Source organism: Winogradskyella eximia, from assembly GCF_003386165.1.
In the GTDB taxonomy this organism is placed as follows: domain Bacteria; phylum Bacteroidota; class Bacteroidia; order Flavobacteriales; family Flavobacteriaceae; genus Winogradskyella; species Winogradskyella eximia.
The window spans coordinates 55,121-81,153 of sequence record NZ_QRDV01000005.1 but is presented as its reverse complement, the minus strand read 5'-3'; the positions used below and the strand labels follow the sequence as shown (position 1 = coordinate 81,153).

Here is a 26,033-nt window from a genome sequence, read left to right as displayed (position 1 = left end):
TTACAATTTCTCTTGAAGATATTTTCCGGTAACCGAATTCTTATTCTTAGCAATATCTTCAGGTGTTCCAGAAGCAACAAGTTTTCCTCCATGTTTTCCGCCCTCAGGACCTAAATCAATAATATAATCAGCACATTTTATTAAATCGATATTATGTTCAATAACAATAATAGAATGACCCTTAGCGATTAATGCCTGAAAAGATTTTAATAATTTCTTTATATCATGAAAATGAAGGCCTGTTGTAGGTTCATCAAATATAAAAAGGGCGTTATCACTTTTACTGCCTTTTCCTAAAAATGTAGCAAGCTTTATACGCTGTGCTTCTCCACCAGAAAGGGTAGAAGAGGACTGTCCTAAAGTAACATAACCCAATCCTACATCTTGAAGTGGTTGTAGCTTTCCTTTAATCTTAGTTTCTTTATGCGTATTGAAGAAGTCGATAGCATCATCAATAGTTAGATTTAAAATATCATCTATAGATTTACCTTCAAACTTAACTTCTAAAACTTCTTTTTTGAAACGTTTTCCACCACAAGTTTCACATGTTAAATGCACATCTGCCATAAATTGCATTTCAATGGTAACTTCACCTTCTCCTTTACAGGTTTCACAACGTCCACCATCTACATTAAAACTAAAATGTTTGGCTGCATAATTTCTAATTTTACTTAACTTTTGAGACGCAAATAAGGCTCGTATATCATCATAAGCTTTAATATAAGTTACAGGATTAGAACGAGAAGAACGACCAATAGGATTCTGGTCTACAAATTCTACATGCTGAATATTACTGTGGTTACCTTTAATTTCTGAAACTTGACCAATCTTATCACTAAATCCGGTTAATTTCTTTTGTATTGCAGGAAACAAAATCTTTTTAACTAATGTACTCTTTCCACTTCCTGAGACTCCTGTGATTACTGTAAGCATTTCTAACGGAAACGTAACATCTATATTTTTAAGGTTATTTTCTCTAGCACCAATAACTTCAACACTATATTTTGAAGTTCTTCGTTTTTTAGGAACTTCAATTTCTAGTTGACCGTTGAGGTATTTGGCCGTTAAACTATCAGATTTTAAAATGGCATTAAAATCACCAACGGCAACCACTTCACCTCCAAAAGTTCCTGCTTCTGGACCAATATCAATAATAGAATCAGCCGCCTTCATAATGTCCTCATCATGTTCTACTACAATAACCGTGTTTCCTAAATCTCGTAATGATTTTAAAACGTCAATTAATCGTTCGGTATCCTTAGGATGTAAACCAATACTAGGTTCATCTAAAATATACATAGAACCAACAAGGCTACTACCTAAAGAAGTTGCTAAATTAATACGTTGACTTTCACCTCCGGAAAGCGTGTTTGATTTTCGGTTAAGCGTTAAATAATTTAAACCAACATTAGATAAAAAACCTAGTCTTGTGTTGATTTCTGTTAAAAGGCGTTTCGCGATTTTGGCATCACTCTCGCTTAACTTTAATTTTTCAAAAAATACGGTTAATTCATCTATAGGTAAGTCAACCAAATCTGTAATGGTAGCCTCGTTTATTTTTACATAACTGGCTTCTATACGTAGGCGTTTGCCATTACAAACATTACATTTTGTTTTACCACGATAACGCGATAACATTACGCGATTTTGAATTTTATAAGCCTTAGATTCTAGCTCCGCAAAGAAATCATTTAAGCCTTCAAAGTATTTATTACCTTTCCAAATGACTGCTTTTTGTGCTTCACTTAATTGAAAATAAGGTTTGTGTATAGGAAAATCGAAATGATGTGAGTTGTTCACTAATTGATCCTTGTACCAACTCATAGTGTCTCCTTTCCAAGGAAAAATAGCGTTTTCGTAAACCGATAATGCTGTGTTAGGAATCACTAAATCATCATCAATACCAATGACATCACCATAACCTTCACATTTTGGACATGCTCCATAAGGATTATTAAAGCTGAATAAATGTGCATTTGGTTCTAAAAACGACATACCATCTAATTCAAACTTATTATTAAATAAGGTTTGTTTTTGATCTGTAAGTGATTCTATAATACAGGTGCCAACACCTTCGTAAAATGCTGTTCCAACGGCATCTGCTAATCGATTTAAAAAATCTTCATCATTTTTAAATACAATTCTATCTACGACTAAGAAGAGGTTTTTATCAGATTTAATATTTTGTTTTAAGGCATCATCAATTCTAACAACGTCGTCTTTTATTTTTATACGAGCATAACCTTGCTGTTGTAGCGTTTGAAGTTTGTTTTCAATGGTTCGTCCTTCTTCTAATATAATTGGAGCTAATAGTAATAATTTGGTGCCTTCTTCAAATTTTGAAATAAAATTGATCACATCAGAAACGGTGTGTTTTTTAACTTCTTCTCCAGAAATAGGGGAATATGTTTTTCCAATTCTAGCAAATAATAATTTTAGATAATCGTAGATTTCTGTTGTTGTACCAACTGTAGAACGTGGATTTGTTGAATTTACCTTTTGCTCAATAGCAATAGCAGGAGCAATTCCTTTAATATAATCTACTTTAGGTTTGTTTAAACGACCTAAGAACTGACGTGCGTAACTACTTAAGCTTTCTACATAACGTCTTTGACCTTCAGCATATAAGGTATCGAAAGCTAAACTCGACTTCCCTGAACCTGATAAACCAGTGATAACCACTAATTTATTTCTAGGAATAACCACATCTATATTTTTTAAATTGTGCAATTTGGCACCTTTTATAATGATGTTTTCCTTTGGGCTAACGTCTAAAACAGTAGTATTCATAGGTTTTTTTCGATATATAGTTTGCAAAGATAGTGTATCTATCTCATCTATTAAAGGAACATTTTATCCGACAAAATGTTAAATTTTAGTACTATTTTTTGTTTATTCGGAATGATTGTTGTTATATTTGAAACATATTCATCCAAAAAAACAACTGCGTATAGCATAATATTACTTTAAAAATCAGCTTTTAACCCCAAACTTTAGTAGGAAACTACTAAGCTTTAAAGTAATTATTATGAAAAAAGAACTTATCCAAGACGCAGAGTTGGTTCGTAACTATATTAACGGAAACGAACAAGCCCTTTCAATATTAATAGAAAGGCATAAGCAAAAAATTTACAGTTTTATTTATTCTAAAGTTTATGATAGAGATGTTACTGAAGACGTTTTTCAGGATACTTTTATTAAAGTGATTAAAACACTTAAACGAGGAAAATACAACGAAGAGGGTAAATTTTTACCTTGGGTGATGCGTATAGCTCATAATTTGGTTATAGACCATTTTAGAAAAAATAAGCGTATGCCTAAATTTCATAATACAGGTGAGTTTAGTATTTTTTCTGTGCTTAGTGATTCTACTTTAAATGCTGAAAAATCTATTATAAAAGACCAAGTTGAAAATGATGTTAGACGCATTATTGAAGAACTTCCAGAAGATCAGAAACAAGTACTTTTGATGCGTATGTATCAAGATATGAGTTTTAAGGAAATCTCTGAGCGTACAGGTGTGAGTATTAATACTGCTCTAGGGAGAATGCGATATGCACTTATTAATATGCGTAAGGTAATAGAACAAAATAATATTATTTTAACGAATTAATATAATAAAGTAAATAATATTACGTTTTTGCTATATATAAACTTTTAAATAGTCAAAATGGCAAAAATTTACTCTACGGCTTCCCCAAACAGAATGCAAAACCTAAACCCAAAAGATGAAACGATAAGTTTCCTTTTGAATTACTCAAAGGCTTTAAGTGTTATAAATTATAATAAATTGAAGTTTGAAGCGCTTCTAAATTAATTTTAAGAAAAAATCCTGATGTGAAAGCATCAGGATTTTTTTGTAAACAACAACGCTTCATAATTTTGAGTCGTGAGATATTCTTGCTTTAAATTTTTTAAGTATTGAATGGTTTTAGCTTTTAAAGAATGATTATCCTTTAAACAATTTTTAATGTTTTCATCATAAACAGTTAGGATAATATACCAATGACCTGTTCTACTCGAATAATTGTCTTCAAATAATGGTGAATTGCCATTACTTTCTCTTTTAGCATCAATTGCCACCAAAGGAAGATTTATGGATTTGTCTGTTCGTTCAGCTTCGCGATATGATAAATACAAGGTTTGTCCATCAATTTGAAAAGGCACATTAATACCAACGTCTATATTATTTAATTGGTACTTTTTATTTATATATTGATAGAACTCATTTGCATCTTTAAATATAAAAGACATCTCTCTAGGCATTTTACGCTGAAACTTCTTTGCCAGCATTATTTTATAATCTTGATTCTTAAATTTAGGAGCAATACTAACAGGAATGCAAGATGTTGTTGCAATTGCTAATAAGAGAATGATTAGTTTTTTCATTGATTGAGGTTTCCGTTTAAGCATCAAGAATTATACCAACATATCTTATTTACTCTTCTTATAATAATCATCTAAAACCGATTTTCTACCAATAGTTTTAGTAATTATATCTTTCTCTAAATCCCAACCGCGAGCAGGTGAATATTCTCTTCCATACCAAATAATTTGAAGGTGAAGGTCATTCCAAAGCTCTTCCGGAAACAAACGTTTAGCATCTTTTTCTGTCTGCACTACATTTTTTCCATTGGTTAAATTCCAACGATACATTAAGCGATGAATATGTGTATCTACAGGAAATGCAGGAATGCCAAAGGCTTGCGATAATACTACTGCAGCCGTTTTGTGTCCCACAGCAGGCAATTCTTCTAGTTCCTCATAAGTTCTAGGGACTTTGCCATTGTGTTTATCAATTAAAATATGTGATAAACCATGTATTCCTTTACTTTTCATAGGTGATAAGCCAACAGGTTTTATGATGTCTCTAATTTCTTCTACACTCAATTTTATCATATCATAAGGATTGTCTGCACGTTCAAATAACAAGGGAGTGATTTTGTTGACGCGTACATCTGTACTTTGAGCAGACATTAAGACTGCGATCAATAAAGTATAGGGATCTTTATGGTCTAATGGAATTGGAATCTCAGGATATAATTTATATAATGTATTTATAACGAAATTAACTTTTTCTTGTTTTGTCATTTTGTATTTTTACGATTAGACATAATATACAAATTTACATAATATGACACACTTAAAAGTAGGAGATAAGGCACCAGATTTTTCGGCATTAGATGAACAAGGTAATACAATTTCTTTATCGGATTATAAAGGCAAGAAATTAGTAGTTTTCTTTTATCCAAAAGCAAGTACTCCAGGTTGTACTGCAGAAGCTTGTAATCTAAATGATAATTACGAACGTTTTAAGGCGCAAGGGTATGAGATTTTAGGAGTAAGTGCTGATAGTGCGAAGCGACAGTCTAATTTTAAAACTAAATATGGATTTCAGTATCCTTTATTAGCCGACGAAGATCATGCTGTTATTAAAGCTTTTGGAGTTTGGGGACCAAAGAAATTTATGGGAAAAGAATACGATGGTATACATAGAACCACTTTTGTAATTGATGAAAATGGGATTTTAACAGACGTCATCACTAAGGTAAAGACTAAGGCACATGCTGAGCAAATATTGGAAGCTTAGATCTCTATTATATTGAAATTAAAAATGCGTATCAAAAATTTAATTGATACGCATTTTATATTAATAAGTGTTTGTTTTAATTCTTGTGCAAAATCTCTTCAGATTCGCAGCCAAACAAACTTTTTTCTTTAATTAATTTCGCAACACCTTCTGGTAACATTGCTTCCCAACCTTTTTCGTTATTTACTATCATTTTAAGAACAGTTCTTGAGAATACAGATAGATTAGAAGTGTCAAAATCTGTAATGTCTACAACCTTCCCATTGTATTTAAAGAATTTGTAAAGTTCTTTCATACGTGGATGTACCTTAAGATTTTCGCTAGTTGTTAAGCTACCATCATCATTTTGCATTGGGTATAAGTAAACACGTAAATCTTTATAGAATAATTTACCAAAGGCTTCTAAAATACCACCACTTAAATGACGGTAATATTTCTCATCAAAAATATCAACGAGATTATTAACTCCCATGGCTAATCCCATTCTGGCTTTAGAGTATTGAGAGAAATACTCAACCAATTTATAATATTCTTGGAAGTTAGAAATCAATACAGTTTGGCCTAAAGAACATAAGAGTTTTGCACGATCCATAAAATCTTGCTCATCAATTTTTCCTTCAGCTCTTAAATTAGATAATGTGATTTCAAAAACAACCTGTGTTTTTTCTTTGTCAACTTTATTTTCTTTAACAAACATTTCTAGAGATTTCTCTAACATGTCCATATTTACCTTAGTAACAGGTCTAAAACTACCTCTTAAGGTTAAGATGTTCTTTTTGTACAGCACACGAGCAGGTAATACATTATTACCATCTGGCGCAAACATTACGGCATCTGTCATACCATTTTTAACCAGCTGTAAGCTCATTAAACGGTTATCTACATTTTTGAAAACAGGACCAGAAAAATTAATGGTATCAATTTCTAATTGGTCTTTGTCTAAGTGATCGTATAAATAACGTAGTAATTTACGTGGTTGATTATATTTATAAAAAGCACCGTAAATTAAGTTAGTCCCTAATTTACCCAGTGTTTCTTGTTGTAAACGTGCATCAGTTTCTTTAAAACGAATATGAAGTACAATATCATTATAATCCTCTCCAGGTCCAACTTGATATTTAATACCAACCCAACCATGACCTTTATACTTTTTTGCAAAATCGATGGTAGCAACCGTATTGGCATAAGAGAAAAATATCTTATTAGGATGTTTATCTCTAGTAATACGTTCTTCCATTAAATTAACTTCGTGATTTAACATCTTACGAAGCCTAGCTTCAGTCACATAACGCTTATCATCTTCAATACCATAAATAGCGTCGCTAAAGTCTTTATCATAAGCAGACATGGCCTTAGCAATTGTACCAGAAGCACCACCAGCTCTAAAGAATTGACGTACAGTTTCTTGTCCGGCACCTATTTCAGAAAAGGTACCATAAATGTCGGCATTCAGATTTATACGTAAGACTTTGTCTTTTAAAGACGGAATATTTTCAAAATCTGAGTCGCCTGTGTACGTTATGTCCTTCATTGAATTTGGGTTTACATCGTTTTCGCAAAGGTACAGTTTTACTGTTGCAAACAAAAAAATAAGTTTATTTTTGTTTTAAACAACGGTAGGATTGAAAATTACATTTTTAGGTACTGGAACATCACAAGGCATTCCCATTATAGGAAGTGATCACCCTGTCTGCTTAAGCGAAAATTCTAAAGACAAACGTTTAAGAGTTTCGGTTTTGTTAGAGTGGAACGATTATACATTTGTAGTGGATTGTGGGCCAGATTTTAGACAACAAATGCTTAGGGCTAATGTCTCAAAAATAGATGGTATTATTTTTACACACGAGCATGCAGATCATACGATGGGATTAGACGATATTCGTCCATTTTTCTTTAGACAAGGTGATATTCCATTGTTTGCACACCAGCGTGTTTTTAAGTCATTAGAAAAACGTTTCGATTACATTTTTACTACAGGGAAGAAATATCCTGGTGTTCCGAGTGTGGCTAAAATTGAAGTGAAAAATAAACCTTTTTTAGTAGGCGACCTAAATGTTATTCCTATTGATGGCTTACATTATAAACTTCAGGTTTTTGGTTATCGATTTCATAATTTTGCATATTTAACAGATATGAAAACGATAGCAGATAAAGAGGTTGAAAAACTTAAAAACTTAGATGTTTTGGTGGTTAATGCATTGAGAATAAAACCACATATTTCACATTTTAATTTAGAGGAAGCATTAGAATTAATTGAACGTGTTAAACCAAAACGTGCTTATTTAACACATGTTAGTCATTATTTAGGTTTTCATGATGACGTACAACAAATATTGCCAGAAAACGTTTTTTTAGCTTACGATAACTTACAAATTACCATATAGACATGAAGAATAAAATTTTAATGTACTTATTCATTTTTTCAGTTTTACTGCTCATTTTTCAATATGTAAATTCAAAAAACATTATTGATAAATATGAAGAAGACATTGTAAAAGTAAAATCTAAACTTTCTGAAAGTGAAAAGACCGTTAAGACTTTAGAAGAGCAAAATTTTGAATTAAGTTATTTTAATATTGAAGGTAATGAAGATGCATTAACCTATTTTGAAGCTCAAGGCTTTGATACGGAGCAACTAATACCAGCAATCGTTGAAGGACTCTATGATATGAATGATTATGAAGGAGAAGATCACCCAATGGTACCTTATGTTTCTATGACGGATTCTAAATTGTTAATTAATAAAATACGTGTGCTAAATCATAAATGGATCATTGCCAATTTTACAGATGGTGAATTTTGGGGTGAAATTTTTGTAACGTATTCTATTGATGAAAATAATGATCTTAAATATAAATTGGTTGAGTATTTAATGTATCCAAAAGTCAATTAAATATGCTTTTCTAACCAGGCTTTTAAATCATAAAAGTTTTGAGGAGCAACACCATGGCCAACAGGATATTCAGAATACACATTATTAATATGCAAAGCATCCAAAAATATTGGTGCTTTTCTAGCCCAATCTACAGGAATAACTTGATCTACAGATCCATGTGAACAGAAAAAGTTAAGATGAGCTACGTCGCTTTCTTTTATAGTTTCTGGTAAAATATCTTCATTAATATAACCACTTAAAGCGATGATATTTTTTACTTTTTCAGGATAGTTTAATGCTACAGCATAACTTAAAATAGTACCTTGGCTAAAGCCCAATAAGGTTACATTTTTAGAATCTACAGCATATGTATTACAAGCATAATCAATAAATTTAGCAATTTTTTCTACTGATTCTTTGGCTTGTTCATTATCACTCCATTTACCTTTATCAGCATCAAAATTAATAGCGTACCAAGCATTGCCGTATGGTTGCATGGCATAAGGTGCTCTCAATGAAATAATCATTAATTCTTCTGGTAATTCTGAAGCAAAAGAAAATAAATCATTTTCGTCACTGCCGTAACCATGGCACATTATTAAAAGTGGTGCGTTTTCTTTAAGAGAAGAAGGTCTTGTGATATAGTGTAGTTTTGACATGTTTACTGACCAATTGATTTAAAAGTTTTTTGAAAAAAGTCTCCAATTAAAGGAATTTTGTTCAATTTTCCTGTAATCGCTCCAAAAAGCCCATAAAAGAATAAAATTGAAAAGAAAATCCAAAAAGACATACTTGCCATCATGCTATTTAAACTACTTACCACGTAAGCAATAATCATATAAAGTATACCTAAACCCAATCCTTGTCTAATATGAAAAGCTGTAAATGGATTAGGTTTTTCTCTATTCATAAAAAAGGCAATCAACGTACCAATTAAGGTTAAGTAAGCTACTAAACCTAATGTTTTTCCTTCGTCTATAGTATTTTGGTCCATTATTTTAATACAATTTTATTGTTGGCAATAATACCATAAGTTTCACCTTTCAATTTTGTGCCTAAAAACATACTGTTTTTAGAACGGGATGAAATATTTTGAAGGCTAAATTCGTAATTAGTATCAGGATTAAATAATGCTAAATCTGCTAATTCTCCTTCTTTTATTGATGATTCAGAAATTCCGAATCTAGATCTTCCTTGAGTTAAAAGGCTTATTGTTTTCTTTGTGGTAAAGATATTTTGCAAAGCGCCAAAAGCAGATTCTAAACCGATAGTGCCATATTTAGCAAAATCGAATTCTATCTTTTTGTCTTCAATATCAATAGGATTATGGTCTGTAGTCACCATATCAATCGTTCCATCTTTTAAACCTTCAATTAAGGCATCACAATCTGTTTGTGTTCTTAATGGTGGAAGGACTTTATAATTGGTGTCAAAGCTATGTAAAACATCATCAGTAAAAACCAAATTATGAATAGCGACGCTACAAGTTATATTCAGTTTCTTCGCTTTAGCAGCTCTAATTAATTCTACCGATTTAGCAGTTGAAATTGTCGGAATATGAAGTTTACCTTCCGTATATTCTAATAAGAATAAATCTCTAGCCACTTGTAATTCTTCCGCTAAAGCCGGATTTCCTTTCAATCCTAATTTTGTACTATTAATATGTTCATTAACAACACCAAGGCCAGAAATTCTAGATTCCTGAGGAAAAGAACAAACCAAACCATCAAAATTACTTGCGTATTGCAATGCAATCTTCATTAAATTAGGATTGCAAATTGGTTTTTGATAATCGTAAAAAGCAACGGCTCCAGCATTGGTCATATCAAACAATTCGGCTAAATCTTCGCTTTTACTTCCTTGTGTTAATGCACCAATAGGATAGAGGCTCACTGCATTGCCACTGGCTTTAGATTTTACAAAGGTTATATCTGCATAAGAATCTATTACAGGATTAGAATTGGCATTAAGGACTACAGAAGTAAAACCAGAATTTGCTGCTGTTTTTAATCCGTTACTAATAATTTCGCGTTCTTCATAACCAGGTTCACCAAAAGACACACTACTATCAAACCAACCTTGAGAAACATGTAAATTGTCTCGTGTAATTTCTTTGTAATTATTAGAATTGGTAATCTGTTTTGAAATCTTGGAAATACGACCTTTTTCAATTAAAATATCAACCGTTTCATTGTGAAAATCACTTTTAGAATCAACGATGGTTGCAGATTTTATGAGTGCGTTCATTTAAGATATTTTAGAAGTAACATTTCTACTATTAAAAATGCTAATGCAAAAATAACAAACCATTTCCATAGCGCATTAACATTTGTGTTACTTTTTATGTTATTGATTGTTGTTGCTAAACTCGATTCAGTATCTGTGTTTGCTAAAGTCTTTAAATCGTAATAACTAAGATTGCTTTCTGTTCTATTGTAATTAAAACTTAATCTTTCTAATACGTTTTCTTTATTTTTTACATTCAATATTCCTGCTGTATTTGGGAAATCTTCGGTTTCTAAAACCACAGATTTGCTATAGGTTTTTTGCAATGGAATCACGGAAGTGTCATCAGAATCTAAAGTTAAAATATCATCTTGTCCTATAGAGATTTGAATAGCAATAGAGTTGGGTTGACCAATAGTGTAATATAATTTAGACAATTTTAAACTCTGTAATCCTAAATTATATAACACAGGAATTATTAATTGTGAGTTTTTAAAGTTTGAATTATCCGTGTTTAATGCCGAAGAAAAAACGTAAGTATTAGAGTTGCCTACCAAGAAAGGTGAGCCATCTTCATAAGACAAAACATTGTTTAAATTTGAAGAAAAACGATACGATTTATCAACCTTAGGATATTGAAAATTAGTGACTTTAGAATAAAATGCATTCGCTAAAAGTGGATGATTGTAGTTAATGCTTGTAATGCGTTTTTCGTTTGTGTTTTGTTTAGTGAAAACACTAATGTTTAAGTTATTAAGTATTTGATTATAAGAATTTAAGTCGATTTTATCTGAAGGAATGATTAGTAGCTTCCCACCATCATTTATAAAAGCAACTAAAGCTGTTTTTAATGCATTAGAAATTTTATCTAACTCATTAAGAACAATAAGATTTTGTTGAGGAATTAAATTAAAATTAAGTGCATTTAGTTTGAAGCTTTTAAAGTCGAATTCATCTTCTGTATAAATTCTGTTTAAGAAGGAGTCATCAGCAGTTTCATTAATAGCTAAAACCTTAATTTTTGGTTTATTATTAATATTAAAATAGAATGTATTATCATACTGTAAACCTGCATCATCAATCATTAATTTTCCATTAATCACTTTATTGTTAGGAATGGTAAATGTCGCTTCCGCTTCTTTGTCAATATCAACAGCACTCTTAGTGAGCAATACATCATCATTAAATAATGAAATGGTGACGTTGTCTATTGGTTTGGCCTCATTAGATACTATTACATTTAAATCTAAAGTTTCAGAGGTTGAATTAGAAACATAAATACTATCGATACTAATATTTGAAACCAAAGTAGATTTAGGCTGCACCAATTTAAGCTGAACAGTAGAATCCGCTTCAAAATTTAATAGGTTTCCTTTTTGTTGAAAATCGGATACCAAAACCAAATTACGTGTTGCTGCACCTTGATTAGAAAATAACTGTTTCCCTTTGAGATATGCAGCATCATAATTAAGCTGTGTTGGCGAATGCGTTAATTGTATTAAATCATTCTTTAAAGCTTTAACCGTTGTATTTCTAAAAGTTTTATCATTAGTGAAAAGACTGATAGTTTCATCTTCAGGCAACGTATTTATAATATCTTGAATGGCTTCATTTAACAGCGTTCCATTAGCGCCTTTGGCTTGCATGCTAAAGGAATTGTCTAAATAAATAACGGTTTCTTGTGATTCGTTAAAATCTTCTGTGTTGGGAATAAAAGGTTGTGCAAACGCTATAATGGCACATGCTAAAAGTAGCATTCTAGTTAATAAAGTAATCCACTTTTTTAGCTGAGAACTTTTACGAGTTTGCAGTTTAACGGACTTTAAAAACTTAACGTTGGTAAACTGAACTTTCTGAAAACGACGCAGCTGAAATAAATGTATAAGAATAGGAATGACCAGCAAAAATAGAGCGTAAAGTAATTCGGGATTTTTAAACTGCATTCGTTGTAATTATAGTTGCTAATTTAAAGACCTAGCAGGTTTCAAAAACCTAGCAGGTCTGGATTGTTCAAATATAAATAATCATTAGAGATAACCTCGTTCAGCTTCTGAGAAATTTAACAGAAAAAGAAATAATCTATCATGGTCTGCATGTTTTGAGTTTCAAAATAGCGTGTAATTTCTTCTTGGGCTTTTGTATTAGCAACTGTTACGATGCTTTGAGGGTTTTTAAGTTCAGCTAAATAATCAAAATTAAAGAGTTCTTGGTCGTAAATATGTTTTCCTATTTTCTTAGGGTTATCACAAATCCAATAAAAAGGAATGTTTTGTTTCAAAAGTATTTTGGCTAGCGTTTTGCCTTTATGTCCTGCTCCCCAAATAGCCAATGGTCGCGATGCATCATAATTCAATTCTATAAAGTATTTTACTTTAAGGTCTAAAAATGAATTTTCAGCATAATGCTCGTGTGTTCTAGAGGTTCTGGTACTATAATCTCGCCAATGAAGTAATACTTTATCACATGGAATACAAGTGAAATTAGCTTTGTAAAATCGGAAAGCTAATTCGTAATCTTCAGGATAAATTTCAGAATTAAAACCGTTGCAAGCTTCAAAATCACTGCGATGAAGCATCCAACAAGGAGACGGAATCACGCATTCTTTATAGATTTCCGAATAATTTCGGCCTTGAATAGTTAAAGAATTTAACCAACTTTCATAACGTGCAAAGCCATCACTGAGTCCATCCGCTCTAAAATATTTTACTTGCCCTACGGCTAAATGTTTTTTACCATGTTTTTCTAGGCTGTTAACCATGGTTTCAAGACGGATAGGTGTCATTAAATCATCACTATCCATTCGTGTTATATAACTTCCTGAAGAATGTTTATAAGCTGTTTTTAAGGCTTCTATAATGCCTGAGTGATTATTTTTGTAAACTTTAATTCTAGCATCAGTTTTAGCATGTTTTTCAACAATACTGTAAGAGTTATCATCGGAATTGTCATCAATGAAAATAGTTTCCCAATTAGAATAAGTTTGGTCTAAAATAGAATTAATACACTCAGCAATAAATGCTTCGGTATTTTTAAATGGCACTAAAATGCTAACTAGAGGTTGCGACATATTGCGAATTTAACAAAACCTTTAGGTTTTTAATAGTAACACATTGTAGATTTGTGCGTCTTAATTAAAAAATTAAAAATTTAAACATGAAGAATTATTTGGCCATTCTTGGCTTAGGTGTCGTTTTAGTAGGTTGTGGATCTGCAAAACAGAGCGTTAATGATTTAGCAGTTAGCAATCCTATTGTTACAGCCTTAGATTTAACAGCGGTTAATAATGATAGAGTTCCGGTTACTATTAATCCAGGTAGATTTACTACTGAAACTGTTACTTACAGATTGCCAAGAGTAGTGCAAGGAACTTATTCTGTTAGTGATTTTGGTAAGTATGTAGATGATTTTAAAGCCTTAGATTATGACGGTAATGAATTATCTTCGACTAAAGTTGATGACAATACTTGGACTATTACTGATGCCACTAAATTAGATAAAATTCAATATTACGTTAATGATACTTTTGATACCGAAACCAGTGGTGCAATAGGAGGAGAAGAGCCATTTTCACCTGCTGGTACAAATATTGAATCTGATAACTTTGTTTTAAATCTTCATGGATTTATTGGTTATTTTGATTCTTTAAAGAACAGTCAATATGCCGTTGATGTTACAGCTCCAGCTAATTTTGTTAGAACTTCTGCTTTAGAAGATAAAGGTGTTAAGTCTAGCGAAAATGGTACTGTTTTAACAAGTAGTTATTTTGCACAACGTTATTTTGATATTACAGATAACCCAATGATGTATGGGAAATTGGATGTTGAAGAATTTATGGTTGGTGATATTAAAATTGTTTTAAGTCTTTATTCTCCTACAGGAAAACATACTGCAGCAAGTTTAAAAGAGACTGTTTATAAAATGATGGAAGCTCAAAAAAAATATTTAGGTGATGTAAATAGTACACCACGTTATGATATTTATGTGTATTTGTCTAGAGGAGATGAGACTTCGCCAAAAGGTTTTGGTGCCTTAGAGCATCACACGTCTACAGTGGCTGTTTTCGGTGAAAATGAAAGTTTAGAGGATCTTAAAGCTTCAATGATTGATGTTGTTTCGCATGAGTTTTTTCATATTGTAACTCCGTTGTCTGTGCATTCTGAAGATATTCATTATTTTGATTACAACAAACCAACATTCTCTAAGCATTTATGGATGTACGAGGGTGTAACAGAATATTTTGCTCAGCATTTTCAGGTTCATGAAGGTTTAGTAGACGAAGCAACATTCTACAATACTATAAAGTCTAAAATAGATATCTCAACTCGTCGTTTAGATGATGCTATGAGTTTTACTATTATGAGCGAAAACGTTTTGAATGAACCATATGCTTCTCAATATTACAATGTATATATGAAAGGTGCATTGATGGGTATGTGTATTGATATTTTAATGCGAAAAGAAAGTGATGGAAATAGAAGTATGCTTTCTTTAATGAAAGAGTTATCTGCAAAATATGGAAAAGAAAAGCCTTTTGAAGATGATAAGCTGATTTCTGAAATTACAGCAATGACGTACCCAAGTGTTGGTGAATTCTTAAAAACGCATGTAGAAGGTGATGTGCCAATTAACTATAATGAGTTTTTTGCAATGGTTGGTTTAAAAATGGGAGAAACTCAAGTGGAAACTAATTATATCTTTGCTGGCGGACAAAATGTTATTTTTGATGGTGACCAAGAGAAAGGAATTATTTTCTTTTCACCAATGGCAGAAAAGAATTCTTTTTGGAAATCTCAAGGTGTTAAAGCTGGTGATGTAATTAAGAAAGTAAACGGAACAGATTTAACTTTAGCAAATGCACAAGGTGTTATTGGCGGTATGTTTGGATGGGAAGAAGGACAAGAAATCACTATGGATTTAGAACGTGATGGAAAGCCAATGCTAATTAAAGCAACATTGACAAAAGCGTATGCCGCTGATGAAAGAATTGTTGAAGACGAAAATGCTACTGAAGCTCAGAAAGCATTAAGAGCAGCTTGGTTGAAAGGATAATTTGTAGAATATTAATAATAAAAAAGGCTTCCAATTTGGAAGCCTTTTTTATTTGCTAAAAAGTTTAAAATCCTTCAAAAACTCCTAACCCAAATAAGGCAAAATCGTATTTTACGGGATCTTTAGTGTCTAACTGGCGCAATGCTTTGTCTAATTCAGCTAAAGCTTTACCGTCATTTTGTTTTCGTTTTAGTAAGCTGAGTTTTCTGGCTACGTTACCAGAATGTACGTCTAAAGGACAGCTAAGTTGAGAAGGTGAAAGGGAACTCCAGATACCAAAATCAACACCGTTATTATCATTTCTTACCATCCAACGTAAAAACATGTTAATGCGTTTAGCTGCCGAATTTTTTAGCGGATCACTCACGTGCTTTTTTGTGCGTTCTAAATGTGGAATTTCAAAAAACACTTTCCTGAAGTGATGAATGCTATGTTGAAGAGAATCACTTTGAGCATATTTTGAAAATACAGACTCTAAACCGTTATGATTGGTATAAATGTTTTTTAAACTTTTTATGAATTGAATAAAATCGTTACCATTAAATGTACGATGCACAAAATGACTTAGTTTTTCTAAATCAGATTCTTGATGTTGTGTAATAAACTCAAATGGAGAGTGGTCTAATAATTCTACCATTTGGTTAGCATTTTTTATAATGCTTTTTCTATTTCCCCAAGCAATCGTGGCAGCCAAAAAAGCTGCGATTTCAATATCTTCTTTTTTTGAGAATTGATGAGGAATCTGAATAGGGTCGCTATCAATAAATTTAGGATTATTGTAGAGAACTACCTTTTCATCAAGGAATTCTTTTAGTTCTGATTTTTTTAGCTTCAAGGAGGTGAGTAATTTTAAAATTAAAAATAAAGTAATTAATTTTATATACGTAAAACTACGTATTGTTTTTTTATGTTTGCTTAATTACTTTTGATGACATTTTAAGACTTAATGTTTTCTCGTGACTTTTCGTCTTAATGGTAATTATATGATTCTCTTGTTATTATGTTAAATAAAAAATCGAAGTCTCGAATAGAGTGGGTAGATACAGCTAAAGCCATTGGAATGTTTTTGGTTTTTTACGGACATTTTGTTAAAAACCTATATTCTGAAACTAATGATATTGCTTTTCTGCAGCACAAGTATATTTATGCATTTCATATGCCTTTGTTCTTCTTTATCTCGGGATTTTATTTTAAACCAGTTACGAGTTTTAGTTTAAAATTTAAACAGCTTTTTCTTAGACGATTACTACCAGTATTTGCTTTTGCATTATTGTCATTACCACTATGGTTGATTTATAATTTTATTAGTTATGATAGTCTAAAGTTAGGAACTATTGTAAAACAAATATTGAGTTACGGTAGAGGTAATCCACAATTAAATATTATTACTTGGTTTTTAGTGTGCTTATTTGTTGCAGAGGTTATAATCGCTGCAATTACGACGATATTTAAAAAGCCATTTGCATTGTTTATTATTGGGTTTGTGTTTCTTGTAGGTGGAGTTATAATTAGTAATAGAATAGAACAATTTTCGGCTTTAACAGGTGTTGATAAAAATGTGTGGTTTATTCATACTGCAATAATTGCAATTGGTTTTTATCTATTAGGATATGTGATATACCCATATATAAATAAGCTTGTGAATACGGCTAAATGGGTATTTATACCATTAGTATTCGTAGGTTTTGTAGGGTTGTTTTTTACCTATAATATTAATAGTCCTTTTGAAGGGTTTAATGTTAATATGATTTATGCTCAGTATGGAAGTTTATTATGGTTTTTAATTTCATCGTTTTTAGGGATACTTGGTATTATTAGTTTATCTATAATATTGAAATCTAATAAAGTATTTGATTTTATTGGAAAAAACACACTTATTTTAATTGGTCTAAATGGTATTTTTTATGCGTTTCTTAATAAATTCTTAGGTAGTTTATATCCAGATAATGGCATATGGTGGCAAATTACAGGTTATGCATTAGTTATTTCAATACTATCTTTATTGGTGTGTTATCCAATAATAAATGCGTTAAATAAGTATGTTCCGCAATTATTTGGAAGACCAAAGCAAGATGGACCATTACTTCCAAATTTAGAAGCTATAAATTGGAGAGCGTTTTTTAGAAAAAAACTAAGACAATAAGCGCTTCAACAGATACTGTCAATTAAAGGAGGTTAAGTATTATTTAATAGCAATCATGCTAATCTCAACATTTACAAACTTTGGTAAATTAGCTACTTCAACAGTTTCTCTTGCAGGTGCGGTGGCTTCATCAAAATATTTACCGTAAACTTCGTTTATTTGTTTGAAGTTATTCATGTCACTAATAAATATGGATGATTTAATAACATTTTCAAACGTCATATCAGCAGCTTCTAAAACGGCTTTCATGTTTTCCATAACTTGTTTCGTTTCAGTTTTAATATCTTCTAATACCAATTCCATTGTTTCTGGATGCAATGCTATTTGTCCAGATGTGTAAAGTGTATTTCCTACTAAAACAGCTTGATTGTATGGTCCAATTGGAGCTGGTGCTTTTGTTGTGTTTATGATTTTTTTCATTTTGAATGCTGAATTTATTTGTACTTAACTTTTGTGTTAAAATATATTTTTGCTTGTTTTAAATAATTGTAATTAAGCATAATCTATGCGTCAAATTTAAGATATTTTCACAAAGAAAAAACATCAAAACAGACTAAAACAAAGAGTTGCTTTTTTACAAATTTATAGAAAATTGTCAATTTATAAATTAATTTCCAACTTGTTGATCTGGTCTTTTTTGTTTGTCGTATTTTAAATCTTTAAGTAGACTAGATTTAATACCAATAAAGAAATTCCAAGAGCTACGATCACTAAAAGGAATCCAAGAAAAATTCATTTTCCAGCTTAATAAATCACGTTCAAATCGCAATTGTGTATATGTAAAACCTTGGTTTAAAAAGTCGTAACCAGAAGATGCACCAACGCTCCATCGTGGAGATAGATCTACATCTCCAGAAAACATTAATGAATGTGAAGATATGGTGTTGTCTCGCCTTGTATTTGTGTAATTAGCGGAATAAGCCAATCTTAAACTCCAAGGTATTTTGTAATTATAGAATTCGTTATTATCGTTTTTGTCATCCTTGTTTTTATCATTGTCAGAAAGCCGTTGATCTGCGAAATCTTGAGATTTACCAAACAAATCATCCGTTCGGCCACCAGAACGTCCAGATTCTTTTGAAGAAGCTTTATCAGAATCAGATTCACTATCCTTACCAGAAAAGCTATCATTAGATAACGTGTAGCTCATATTTATATTAGCAGATGTTAGTCTAAACAAGCTACCTCCATTATTAATGTTAAATGTATTGATAACACTGTTATTACTGTCTAGAGCATAGGGATTTAATGTCATTCCAAAATTAATACTCATCTTTTTATTTAAAATTTGAGTACCACCACTAACACGAACAGGACTCCATCTCAAAGAATCTGCAGCAATATTATAAGCTGTTGAGAAATTCAGATTATTTAATATAAATATTTTTTCGGGTTCTGTTTTAGTAGAGTCTTTAGCTCTAATTTTCGCTTCAATATTATTACCTAAAGTAAAGCCAACACTACTAGAAAAATTATTGCCAGGACTACCGTAAAGTGAGTTTTGAAAGCGTGAGTATTCTACTTGGTCACTTGTGGTTCCATCTGCATCAATGACATCATAAGTTTCGTAATACTGATCAAAAGAAGGACTAATAGAATAACTAATAGAAGGTCGCATTACATGACGAATCGCTTTTATCTTTTTATCCTCACCTTTTTCTTCAAAATTATACATACCATAAACAGTGGTTCCAATACTTGCTCCTACATTATAAGTTAAATAACGATCAAAACCATTTTGATCTAAAGTTACTACTTCTTCTAATGTTTGGTCATAATATTTTTTGATGGTTTTAAGTGTCCAAGTTTCTTCTAAATTAGCATTGGCACTTACACTAAAATGATCGAAAACCTTAAAATTGGTAGTAATAGGAATGCTATGTTTCATGCCTGTTTGAGCATCATCAAACATTTCGCTTTTACCAAATAAAGAATCAGTAGTACTTATTGAGTATTCTCCTCTGGTATTTAATTGAAAGTTAATATTCTGAATAACACCTTTTTTTGTGCCTGTTTTAGGTGCAAATGGATAAACTCTACCCATAGACATTTGCAATGTAGGTAAGGTTAAATCTATATCTCCAGTATTAGTGTTTTGTCTATGCGTAGCTGTTAAGCTTAAGTTTACTTGTGGTTCACCAGCAAATGTCTTAGAATAGGAGACGGAAGATGCTAAGGTATTATTTAAAAAATTAGATTGATTTAATTGGTTTATAGATTCTTGAAAATATGAACTACTACCTAAGTTTACAGACGCTGAAAAACGCGAATTTGGGTTAGATTTAGTGTCTTGGCTGTGCGACCATCTTATATTGTAAATTGTACTTTGGCTAAAATCTGGGAAACCTCGTTCTTCATTTAGTAAGTTTTCGTATCTAAAACTTACGTTTCCTCTATATTTATAACGTAGAGCATAGTTGCTTTCTAGTCGTAAACCATAACTTCCATTAGTATAATAATCTCCTAATACAGCTAAGTCTAAATAATCACTAATGGCAAAATAATAACCACCATTTTGCAAATTGTAGCCTCTATTATTGTCTTCTCCAAATGAAGGGAAAATAATACCTGAGGTTTGTTTTTTTGTCATAGGAAAAAATGCAAATGGCAACGCAATTGGAGTTGGTACGCCATAAATCTCCATATAAGTTGGTCCAACAATAACTTTTTTGTCTGGAACCAATTTCATTTTTGTAGTTACAAACTGATATTCTGGATCTTCTTCACTTTCAGCGGTTGTAAACTTTCCGTTTTTCATAAAATAAACGGAATCATTCTCCTTTTTTGTAATTGGAGAATACACTTTAAATCCTTGTTGTTCTGTTCTAGAGTTAAATACTAAGGCTTTTTTAGTTTCGGTATTAAACACAATGGAATCTGGTTCAATTACATTTTCACCTTGTTTAAAAATAGGTCGCTGTGAGTATCCAGTAGAATCTTTTATTCGTCCTGCGTAAACTAAGTTTTTGCTATAATCAATAACAATTATACCAGCTTTAATCTCCATGTCTTTATAAAGCACTTCGGCTTCATTATAAAGATAAATCTTTTTTTTCTTTTGACTTAAGGATACATAATCTGAAGCTTTGTATTTTACAACATCAGTTAAAAAACCTTCTTTTTTTGTAGAATCTTTTTTAGTAGAGTCAACTTCCTTAATGTTAACCAACGGTTTAGCAATTGAATCAATAACAATTGTAGTGGAATCCTTAACCTGTTCAGCAGGTATGGAACCGTTCTTTTTTGGTAATTCTTGTGCGAAGCTAAAAGTGTTGATAAACACTGTAAAACTCAAAGCAAAAAGTATGTGTAAGCTATTTGTACGCAATGCTTTTAAATGTATTTTTGTAAAAGTATGGCTCGGTTTTTGAATCGCCAAAAGTACAGCTATTTTTTTGTGATTAATTTATATATAATCATAAAGTTAAAAATATTAACTGTAACCTATAGAAATGAGTAATAAACCGAGTTGATAAACCGTTAATTTGAATATGCAAACGAACCAAAAACACTTAATAGTATTATTTGTCCTTTTATTTATAACATCTTTAACATCTTATGCTGCATTGCATGCGCAAGAAGAAAAGTTTGTTGTGGTTTTAGACGCAGGACATGGAGGACATGATTCTGGTAATGTTGGTAATGGACACAGTGAAAAAAATATTGCGCTTAAAGTAACATTAGAAGTTGGCAAAGCCTTAGAAAAGAATTCTGATATAAAGGTAATTTATACCAGAAAAACTGATGTTTTTGTGGAATTACATGAACGTGCTAATATAGCCAATAAAGCTGATGCTGATTTATTTGTGTCTATTCACTGTAATGCGCATAGTTCTCAAGCAAGCGGAACTGAAACTTTTGTTTTAGGAGAAAAAAATACAGGTCGAAATTTTGATGTTGCTAAACGTGAAAACGAAGTGATTTTTTTAGAGGATAATTATAAGGAGAATTATGCAGGTTTTGATCCTAGTTCACCAGAGTCTACAATTGCTATAGGTATAGAACAAGAAGTCTATGTTGAACAAAGTATTGTTTTAGCCCGTAAAATAGAAGATAACTTTATAAATAGTGCAAAGCGAAAAAGTAGAGGGTTAAAACAAGCGAGTTTACTAGTAATTCGTAATACTTATATGCCAAGTGTTTTAATAGAAGTTGGTTTTTTAACCAATAAAAGTGAAGGTAGTTATCTTAATACTAAAGGAGGACAGACAAAAATGGCAACTGCTATAAAAACGGCTATTTTAGATTATAAAAAAGAACTCGATCAAAATGTTGGAAGTCATATTATGGTTGCTGAAACCAAACAGACAGCAAATGAAGAAGAAAGTGAACCAAGAATTATTGATGGTGTTACTTTTAAAGTTCAAATTGCGGCAAGTTCTAGAGAGTTAGAAGCTAAATCATATAACTTCAAGGGACTTTCTGATATCTCACGAGAACATACAGGTAAAATCTATAAATATTTTAGCGGAAATACTTCAGATTATAATGAAGTGATCCGACTTCAAGACCAGGCGAAGCAAAATGGTTATTCCGGAGCATTTATTGTCGCATTTAAAGGGGGTAAAAGAATTAGTATGACAGAGGCTTTGAAATCTGCTAAAGATTAAAATTATTATTAATATATTTATTCCTAATTTTGTTTCAAACCAAAGAAAAGCCCATTGAAAATCTCAAGAGAAATTAAAACAGCCATATTAGTATTATCTGGTATTGCCCTTTTTATATTTTTATTCACTTATCTAAAAGGAGAAGATTTATTTACAAGTTCTAATAACTACTATACAAAGTTTGATTATAATGGTCTTACTATGTCGTCTCCTGTAACGATAAAAGGTAATAAGATAGGTAAGATAGAAGCTATTGATTATGATTTTGATTCGGGTAAAACAATAGTGGAATTTTCAGTTACTCCAAAATTAAAATTTTCTAAAAACAGTAAGGTAAGGTTATACCAAACAGGTTTAATGGGAGGTAGTGCCTTAGCTATAATTGATGCTGCAGACGGTAATACAGCCCAAGCTGGTGATTATATTTTATCTGAAGTAAAAGAAGGTGTTATCAGTTCTTTAGGTGATGACTTCTCTGGTATTAGCAATGATTTGGGCACAACGCTTAAATCGGCAGATACTTTAGTTAATAGTTTAAATGATTTGGTGATAGACGACTCTGATGAAGGCTTGAAAAAAACCATAGCAGAGTTAAATTCAACTTTAAAATCTTTTAAAAATGTAGCATTTTCGGCTAATGATCTAATTCGAAAGAACGATGAGAAAATAGCATCCATGTTAGAGAATTTTGATAAAACAAGTGCAGAATTAGCTGTTTTAGTAAAAAGTTTGAATGAAGCTAATCTAGCTAATACGGTTAAGAATTTAGATGAAATGATCTTAAAATTCAATCAATTAGCATCTGGTTTAGAAGCTGGTGAAGGTACGATGGGCAAATTATTAAAAGACGATGCGCTTTATGATAATTTAGAAAATGCAACTAAAGAATTAGAGCTATTACTTTTAGATATTAAATTACATCCTGCGAGATACAGACGTATTTTATCCAAAAAAGAGATTCCTTATGAGGAACCTACAGCAGCAGAATTAAATAATAATTAGATCCTTCCAAAATATGGAATATTTACCAAATATCATTTTTGCAGTTATTTTAATCGCAGGTATTGGCTATTTTGCAAACAATGTAAAAAAGTTAATCCGCAACATTAAGTTGGGGCACAAAGTTGATGCTAGTGACCATACTTCTGAGCGTTGGAAAAACGTAGTCAATATAGCATTAGGCCAAAGTAAAATAGTAAAACGACCAGTTTCTGGTTTTCTACATGTTATTGTCTATGTTGGTTTTGTTATTATAAATATTGAAGTTGTAGAGATTATTATCGATGGCCTTTTTGGTACACACAGAATTGGTTTATCAATTTTACCAGAATCAGTTTATGGTTTTCTAATTGGATCATTCGAGATATTAGCAGTTTTAGTTTTGGTGTCTGTAATTATATTTTGGATTAGAAGAAATGTTATTAAGATTAAACGTTTCTTAAGTTCAGAAATGAAAGGTTGGCCAAAGAGTGATGGTAATATTATTCTTTATTTTGAAGTAGTGCTAATGTGTTTATTCTTGGTAATGAATGCAACAGATACTACATTCCAAAGCATGGGTTCAGGTAATATAATTTCTCAATTTATTGCTCCATGGTTCGATGGTTTTTCTGCAGGAACGCTACACACTATTGAAAGAGCTGCTTGGTGGTTTCATATCATAGGTATTCTTATATTTTTAAATTATTTATACTTCTCAAAACATTTACATATTCTTTTAGCATTTCCTAATGTCTATTACGGAAGTGTAGAGCCAAAAGGAAAATTTAATAACCTAGAAGCGGTTACGGCAGAAGTAAGGTTAATGATGGATCCAGATGCGGATCCTTATGCTGCACCAGCCGAGACTTCAGAAGACGAAGTGCCAGCAAAATTTGGAGCAAGTGATGTTATGGACTTAACACAAGTGCAACTTCTTAATGCTTATACATGTACGGAATGTGGTCGTTGTACGTCTGCATGTCCTGCAAATCTTACTGGTAAGAAATTATCGCCTCGTAAGATTATGATGGATACGAGAGATCGTTTAGAAGAAGTAGGGAAAAATATAGACCTTAATAAAGGCAAATTTGTAGATGATGGCAAACAACTTTTAGGAGATTACATAACAAACGAAGAATTGTGGGCTTGTACCACTTGTAATGCTTGTGTTGAGGAATGTCCTGTGAGTATAAATCCATTATCTATTATTATGGACATGCGTCGTTATTTAGTAATGGAGCAAAGTGCAGCACCAATGGAATTAAATAACATGATGACCAATATAGAAAACAATGGTGCTCCTTGGCCTTACAACCAAATGGATCGTTTAAATTGGAAGGATGAATAGATATGAGTTATCTTTTAAAATTAAAACCACAATATAGACTTCAACTAGGTATCTTAATTTTGATTTTGTCAGTGATTTCATTTTTTGTTATTTGGAATTATGAAACAGGATTTTTTGGTGGATTTATAGCTGGCGGATTGCTAGGTATTGGTTTAGGATTAATTGTAACTTATAAGAAACAATAATTAAAGAACATGAGCGAGCAACTAAAAGTGCCTACTATGGCAGAAATGATGGCAGAAGGCAAGCAACCAGAAATTTTATTTTGGGTAGGTTCTGCTGGTAGTTATGATGATAGAGCAAAGAAAATCACTAGAGCTTTTGTAAAGATTTTAAACAAGGCAAATGTAGATTTTGCAGTTTTAGGAACTGAAGAAAGTAACACAGGTGATGTAGCAAAACGTGCAGGAAATGAATTTTTATTTCAAATGCAAGCTGTTATGAATATTGAAGTGCTCAATGCTTATGAAGTAAAGCGCATCGTAACTTGTGATCCTCATTCTTTTAACTGCCTTAAAAATGAATATCCTGGTCTTGGTGGTAACTATGATGTTATTCATCACACACAATTTATAGAAGAATTAATAAGTTCTGGTCGTTTAACTTTAGATGGTAATACGTATAAAGGTAAACGCATTACATTTCATGATCCATGTTATTTAGGTAGAGCAAATAGTGTTTATGAAGCACCTAGAGACGTGCTTAAAAAAACCAATGCAACTTTAATAGAAATGAAACGACATAAAGGAACAGCTTTATGTTGTGGAGCAGGAGGTGCACAAATGTTTAAAGATGCCGAACCAGGAAATAAGGAAATCAATATACTAAGAACTGAAGATGCATTAGAGACACAACCAGAAATTATTGCTACAGGTTGTCCGTATTGTAATACCATGATGACAGATGGTGTAAAATTCAAAGAAAAAGAAGCAGACATTAAGGTGATGGATATTGCTGAGTTAATTGCTGATGCATAATAGTATAAAGTTGTGGGAAACAATATTGAAAAACTACCATTAAAAAAGAGGGTTATTTCAGGTGTTGGCACTGGTTTACTATATGCTTCATTAATGGCAGGTTTAGATTATTTTACAGACCAACCATTTTCTTTTCTAAAGTTTCTATTTAATGCTTTCTTTTTTGGACTAGTAATGAGTTATGCCTTTAGGTATAAAATCACAAAAAAGAAAGATTAACAATATGTATAAACA

Annotated in this window: 25 protein-coding genes; 13 read left to right on the top strand and 12 right to left on the bottom strand. The window is 31.6% G+C overall.

What is annotated here, in order from left to right; genetic code table 11:
* On the bottom strand, positions 1 to 2,790 hold the full coding sequence (gene uvrA, locus DFQ10_RS11485) for an excinuclease ABC subunit UvrA (protein WP_115817574.1): 2,790 nt from the start codon (positions 2,788 to 2,790) through the stop codon (positions 1 to 3).
* Between the two features lie 238 nt (positions 2,791 to 3,028).
* On the opposite strand from uvrA, the gene DFQ10_RS11480 reads away from it, so the two are divergent.
* Both DFQ10_RS11480 and DFQ10_RS18590 read left to right on the top strand, forming a co-directional pair.
* On the top strand, positions 3,029 to 3,613 hold the full coding sequence (locus DFQ10_RS11480; RefSeq protein WP_115817573.1) for an RNA polymerase sigma factor: 585 nt from the start codon (positions 3,029 to 3,031) through the stop codon (positions 3,611 to 3,613).
* Between the two features lie 57 nt (positions 3,614 to 3,670).
* The gene (locus DFQ10_RS18590) at positions 3,671 to 3,817 is read left to right on the top strand and encodes a hypothetical protein (protein ID WP_181897626.1); all 147 of its coding nucleotides are present in this window, start codon (positions 3,671 to 3,673) and stop codon (positions 3,815 to 3,817) included.
* A gap of 29 nt (positions 3,818 to 3,846) precedes the next feature.
* Here DFQ10_RS18590 and DFQ10_RS11475 read toward each other — a convergent pair whose 3' ends face one another.
* Together DFQ10_RS11475 and DFQ10_RS11470 are read right to left on the bottom strand one after the other, a co-directional pair.
* Positions 3,847 to 4,389, bottom strand: coding sequence for a hypothetical protein (locus DFQ10_RS11475; RefSeq protein ID WP_115817572.1), 543 nt, complete (start codon positions 4,387 to 4,389; stop codon positions 3,847 to 3,849).
* A gap of 45 nt (positions 4,390 to 4,434) precedes the next feature.
* The gene (locus DFQ10_RS11470; protein WP_115817571.1) at positions 4,435 to 5,091 is read right to left on the bottom strand and encodes an endonuclease III domain-containing protein; all 657 of its coding nucleotides are present in this window, start codon (positions 5,089 to 5,091) and stop codon (positions 4,435 to 4,437) included.
* A 43-nt stretch (positions 5,092 to 5,134) separates the two neighbouring features.
* Between DFQ10_RS11470 and bcp the strand changes: the two genes are divergently transcribed.
* On the top strand, positions 5,135 to 5,590 hold the full coding sequence (gene bcp, locus DFQ10_RS11465; protein ID WP_115817570.1) for a thioredoxin-dependent thiol peroxidase: 456 nt from the start codon (positions 5,135 to 5,137) through the stop codon (positions 5,588 to 5,590).
* A gap of 76 nt (positions 5,591 to 5,666) precedes the next feature.
* Here bcp and DFQ10_RS11460 read toward each other — a convergent pair whose 3' ends face one another.
* The gene (locus tag DFQ10_RS11460) at positions 5,667 to 7,121 is read right to left on the bottom strand and encodes a TonB-dependent receptor (protein WP_115817569.1); all 1,455 of its coding nucleotides are present in this window, start codon (positions 7,119 to 7,121) and stop codon (positions 5,667 to 5,669) included.
* Positions 7,122 to 7,212: 91 nt separating this feature from the next.
* Here DFQ10_RS11460 and DFQ10_RS11455 point away from each other — a divergent pair, with 91 nt between their 5' ends.
* A complete protein-coding gene (locus tag DFQ10_RS11455) occupies positions 7,213 to 7,974 on the top strand; it encodes an MBL fold metallo-hydrolase (RefSeq protein ID WP_115817568.1) in 762 nt (253 codons plus the stop codon).
* 2 nt (positions 7,975 to 7,976) lie between these two features.
* Entirely contained in the window at positions 7,977 to 8,483 is a 507-nt protein-coding gene (locus DFQ10_RS11450; protein WP_245940697.1) for a hydrolase, read from the top strand.
* On the opposite strand, the gene DFQ10_RS11445 is transcribed toward DFQ10_RS11450, so the two are convergent.
* The 5 genes from DFQ10_RS11445 to DFQ10_RS11425 form a co-directional block, all read right to left on the bottom strand.
* On the bottom strand, positions 8,480 to 9,124 hold the full coding sequence (locus tag DFQ10_RS11445; RefSeq protein WP_115817567.1) for an alpha/beta hydrolase: 645 nt from the start codon (positions 9,122 to 9,124) through the stop codon (positions 8,480 to 8,482). The two genes, DFQ10_RS11450 and DFQ10_RS11445, sit on opposite strands and share 4 nt — an antisense overlap.
* A gap of 2 nt (positions 9,125 to 9,126) precedes the next feature.
* On the bottom strand, positions 9,127 to 9,459 hold the full coding sequence (locus DFQ10_RS11440) for a hypothetical protein (protein WP_115817566.1): 333 nt from the start codon (positions 9,457 to 9,459) through the stop codon (positions 9,127 to 9,129).
* The gene (locus DFQ10_RS11435; RefSeq protein ID WP_115817565.1) at positions 9,459 to 10,712 is read right to left on the bottom strand and encodes a dihydroorotase; all 1,254 of its coding nucleotides are present in this window, start codon (positions 10,710 to 10,712) and stop codon (positions 9,459 to 9,461) included. The genes DFQ10_RS11440 and DFQ10_RS11435 overlap by 1 nt, the downstream gene beginning before the upstream one ends.
* Positions 10,709 to 12,634 carry a BatA domain-containing protein gene (locus DFQ10_RS11430; RefSeq protein WP_115817564.1) on the bottom strand — a complete coding sequence of 642 codons (1,926 nt, stop codon included), beginning with the start codon at positions 12,632 to 12,634 and terminating at the stop codon, positions 10,709 to 10,711. The genes DFQ10_RS11435 and DFQ10_RS11430 overlap by 4 nt, the downstream gene beginning before the upstream one ends.
* A 116-nt stretch (positions 12,635 to 12,750) precedes the next feature.
* A complete protein-coding gene (locus DFQ10_RS11425) occupies positions 12,751 to 13,758 on the bottom strand; it encodes a glycosyltransferase family 2 protein (protein ID WP_115817563.1) in 1,008 nt (335 codons plus the stop codon).
* A gap of 86 nt (positions 13,759 to 13,844) precedes the next feature.
* Between DFQ10_RS11425 and DFQ10_RS11420 the strand changes: the two genes are divergently transcribed.
* Positions 13,845 to 15,740, top strand: coding sequence for a M61 family metallopeptidase (locus DFQ10_RS11420; RefSeq protein ID WP_115817562.1), 1,896 nt, complete (start codon positions 13,845 to 13,847; stop codon positions 15,738 to 15,740).
* Between the two features lie 64 nt (positions 15,741 to 15,804).
* Here DFQ10_RS11420 and DFQ10_RS11415 read toward each other — a convergent pair whose 3' ends face one another.
* Entirely contained in the window at positions 15,805 to 16,575 is a 771-nt protein-coding gene (locus DFQ10_RS11415) for a TIGR02757 family protein (protein WP_115817561.1), read from the bottom strand.
* Positions 16,576 to 16,740: 165 nt separating this feature from the next.
* On the opposite strand from DFQ10_RS11415, the gene DFQ10_RS11410 reads away from it, so the two are divergent.
* Complete coding sequence (locus DFQ10_RS11410) at positions 16,741 to 17,883, top strand: acyltransferase family protein (RefSeq protein WP_115817560.1); 1,143 nt, start codon at positions 16,741 to 16,743, stop codon at positions 17,881 to 17,883.
* A 39-nt stretch (positions 17,884 to 17,922) separates the two neighbouring features.
* Here DFQ10_RS11410 and DFQ10_RS11405 read toward each other — a convergent pair whose 3' ends face one another.
* Complete coding sequence (locus DFQ10_RS11405; protein WP_115817559.1) at positions 17,923 to 18,303, bottom strand: RidA family protein; 381 nt, start codon at positions 18,301 to 18,303, stop codon at positions 17,923 to 17,925.
* A gap of 187 nt (positions 18,304 to 18,490) precedes the next feature.
* Positions 18,491 to 21,262, bottom strand: coding sequence for a putative LPS assembly protein LptD (locus DFQ10_RS11400; RefSeq protein ID WP_115817558.1), 2,772 nt, complete (start codon positions 21,260 to 21,262; stop codon positions 18,491 to 18,493).
* A 112-nt stretch (positions 21,263 to 21,374) separates the two neighbouring features.
* Between DFQ10_RS11400 and DFQ10_RS11395 the strand changes: the two genes are divergently transcribed.
* From DFQ10_RS11395 to DFQ10_RS11370, 6 genes are read left to right on the top strand one after another with little or no spacing between them, the layout of a single operon-like run.
* Positions 21,375 to 22,493 carry an N-acetylmuramoyl-L-alanine amidase gene (locus tag DFQ10_RS11395; protein ID WP_115817557.1) on the top strand — a complete coding sequence of 373 codons (1,119 nt, stop codon included), beginning with the start codon at positions 21,375 to 21,377 and terminating at the stop codon, positions 22,491 to 22,493.
* Positions 22,494 to 22,547: 54 nt separating this feature from the next.
* Positions 22,548 to 23,495, top strand: coding sequence for an MlaD family protein (locus DFQ10_RS11390; RefSeq protein ID WP_115817556.1), 948 nt, complete (start codon positions 22,548 to 22,550; stop codon positions 23,493 to 23,495).
* Between the two features lie 13 nt (positions 23,496 to 23,508).
* Positions 23,509 to 24,822: a (Fe-S)-binding protein gene (locus tag DFQ10_RS11385; protein ID WP_115817555.1), complete on the top strand. Its 1,314-nt coding sequence runs from the start codon at positions 23,509 to 23,511 to the stop codon at positions 24,820 to 24,822.
* A 2-nt stretch (positions 24,823 to 24,824) separates the two neighbouring features.
* The gene (locus DFQ10_RS11380; RefSeq protein WP_115817554.1) at positions 24,825 to 25,007 is read left to right on the top strand and encodes a hypothetical protein; all 183 of its coding nucleotides are present in this window, start codon (positions 24,825 to 24,827) and stop codon (positions 25,005 to 25,007) included.
* Between the two features lie 9 nt (positions 25,008 to 25,016).
* On the top strand, positions 25,017 to 25,799 hold the full coding sequence (locus tag DFQ10_RS11375) for a (Fe-S)-binding protein (RefSeq protein ID WP_115817553.1): 783 nt from the start codon (positions 25,017 to 25,019) through the stop codon (positions 25,797 to 25,799).
* Between the two features lie 12 nt (positions 25,800 to 25,811).
* Complete coding sequence (locus tag DFQ10_RS11370; RefSeq protein ID WP_115817552.1) at positions 25,812 to 26,018, top strand: hypothetical protein; 207 nt, start codon at positions 25,812 to 25,814, stop codon at positions 26,016 to 26,018.
* The last annotated feature ends 15 nt before the right edge of the window (positions 26,019 to 26,033 follow it).

What these genes read in the sequence shown, in the direction of transcription:
- uvrA (WP_115817574.1), bottom strand. Translation starts at nt 2,790, where the DNA reads ATGAATACTACTGTTTTAGACGTTAGCCCAAAGGAAAACATCATTATA.
- DFQ10_RS11480 (WP_115817573.1), top strand. Translation starts at nt 3,029, where the DNA reads ATGAAAAAAGAACTTATCCAAGACGCAGAGTTGGTTCGTAACTATATT.
- DFQ10_RS18590 (WP_181897626.1), top strand. Translation starts at nt 3,671, where the DNA reads ATGGCAAAAATTTACTCTACGGCTTCCCCAAACAGAATGCAAAACCTA.
- DFQ10_RS11475 (WP_115817572.1), bottom strand. Translation starts at nt 4,389, where the DNA reads ATGAAAAAACTAATCATTCTCTTATTAGCAATTGCAACAACATCTTGC.
- DFQ10_RS11470 (WP_115817571.1), bottom strand. Translation starts at nt 5,091, where the DNA reads ATGACAAAACAAGAAAAAGTTAATTTCGTTATAAATACATTATATAAA.
- bcp (WP_115817570.1), top strand. Translation starts at nt 5,135, where the DNA reads ATGACACACTTAAAAGTAGGAGATAAGGCACCAGATTTTTCGGCATTA.
- DFQ10_RS11460 (WP_115817569.1), bottom strand. Translation starts at nt 7,121, where the DNA reads ATGAAGGACATAACGTACACAGGCGACTCAGATTTTGAAAATATTCCG.
- DFQ10_RS11450 (WP_245940697.1), top strand. Translation starts at nt 7,977, where the DNA reads ATGAAGAATAAAATTTTAATGTACTTATTCATTTTTTCAGTTTTACTG.
- DFQ10_RS11445 (WP_115817567.1), bottom strand. Translation starts at nt 9,124, where the DNA reads ATGTCAAAACTACACTATATCACAAGACCTTCTTCTCTTAAAGAAAAC.
- DFQ10_RS11440 (WP_115817566.1), bottom strand. Translation starts at nt 9,459, where the DNA reads ATGGACCAAAATACTATAGACGAAGGAAAAACATTAGGTTTAGTAGCT.
- DFQ10_RS11435 (WP_115817565.1), bottom strand. Translation starts at nt 10,712, where the DNA reads ATGAACGCACTCATAAAATCTGCAACCATCGTTGATTCTAAAAGTGAT.
- DFQ10_RS11430 (WP_115817564.1), bottom strand. Translation starts at nt 12,634, where the DNA reads ATGCAGTTTAAAAATCCCGAATTACTTTACGCTCTATTTTTGCTGGTC.
- DFQ10_RS11425 (WP_115817563.1), bottom strand. Translation starts at nt 13,758, where the DNA reads ATGTCGCAACCTCTAGTTAGCATTTTAGTGCCATTTAAAAATACCGAA.
- DFQ10_RS11420 (WP_115817562.1), top strand. Translation starts at nt 13,845, where the DNA reads ATGAAGAATTATTTGGCCATTCTTGGCTTAGGTGTCGTTTTAGTAGGT.
- DFQ10_RS11410 (WP_115817560.1), top strand. Translation starts at nt 16,741, where the DNA reads ATGTTAAATAAAAAATCGAAGTCTCGAATAGAGTGGGTAGATACAGCT.
- DFQ10_RS11405 (WP_115817559.1), bottom strand. Translation starts at nt 18,303, where the DNA reads ATGAAAAAAATCATAAACACAACAAAAGCACCAGCTCCAATTGGACCA.
- DFQ10_RS11395 (WP_115817557.1), top strand. Translation starts at nt 21,375, where the DNA reads ATGCAAACGAACCAAAAACACTTAATAGTATTATTTGTCCTTTTATTT.
- DFQ10_RS11385 (WP_115817555.1), top strand. Translation starts at nt 23,509, where the DNA reads ATGGAATATTTACCAAATATCATTTTTGCAGTTATTTTAATCGCAGGT.
- DFQ10_RS11380 (WP_115817554.1), top strand. Translation starts at nt 24,825, where the DNA reads ATGAGTTATCTTTTAAAATTAAAACCACAATATAGACTTCAACTAGGT.
- DFQ10_RS11375 (WP_115817553.1), top strand. Translation starts at nt 25,017, where the DNA reads ATGAGCGAGCAACTAAAAGTGCCTACTATGGCAGAAATGATGGCAGAA.